Source organism: Chitinophaga sp. (assembly GCF_017745275.1).
In the GTDB taxonomy this organism is placed as follows: Bacteria; Bacteroidota; Bacteroidia; order Chitinophagales; family Chitinophagaceae; genus Chitinophaga.
On the sequence record NZ_JAGHZS010000020.1, the window covers coordinates 1 to 701 of the forward strand.

Annotated in this window: 1 protein-coding gene; it reads left to right on the forward strand. The window is 48.4% G+C overall.

All coding sequences use genetic code 11. From position 1 onward, the window contains the following. The coding region (locus J7623_RS31710; protein WP_291929407.1) for an Ig-like domain-containing protein at positions 1-701 on the forward strand (701 nt) is incomplete at both ends.

The following is a 701-nucleotide window of genomic DNA, read 5'->3' on the forward strand; positions in this document are numbered from 1 at the left end:
AGTAAGTGGCTTTGTAATAACCGATATTACCACTACTAATGCAACGTTAACAAACCTCCAGACTACCGACAACATCACGTACACCGTGCTGGTTACTCCAGCCGCAGATGGCGCAGTAACCCTGCAGGTGCCGGCTGATGCAGTCATGAATATCGGAGATAATGGTAATACGCTCTCTAACTTACTCAGTCTTGTTTATGCAGGTACACCACCTGTTATTACATCTGTCGCGGTACCACCTAACGATATCTATCATACCGGAGAAGAACTCCACTTCAACGTGTTCTTTAATGAAACCGTAGATGCTACCGGCACACCATCACTGGATATCATCATTGGTACGACGACGCGGCAAGCTACACTCGTAGGTGGTAGTGGCACCAATGTCCTGGAATTCAGCTACACCGTGCAAAACGGCGATATGGATATGGATGGTATCACACTCGGCACCTCCCTTTCCGGCACCATCCGCAACACCACCGGTAAAGACGCTGTATTGACACTTAACAACGTTGGCAACACCAGTGGCGTATTGGTGAACACAGCACAACCTGGTGTAATAATCAGCACTTCCGCCACTTCACCGGTGATAGCGCCATTTACCGCTACCATCACCTTCTCCGAAGCAGTGACCGGATTTGTCCTGGGTGATATTACAGTAACTAATGCAACACTCAGCAACTTCCAGACTACTGACAACA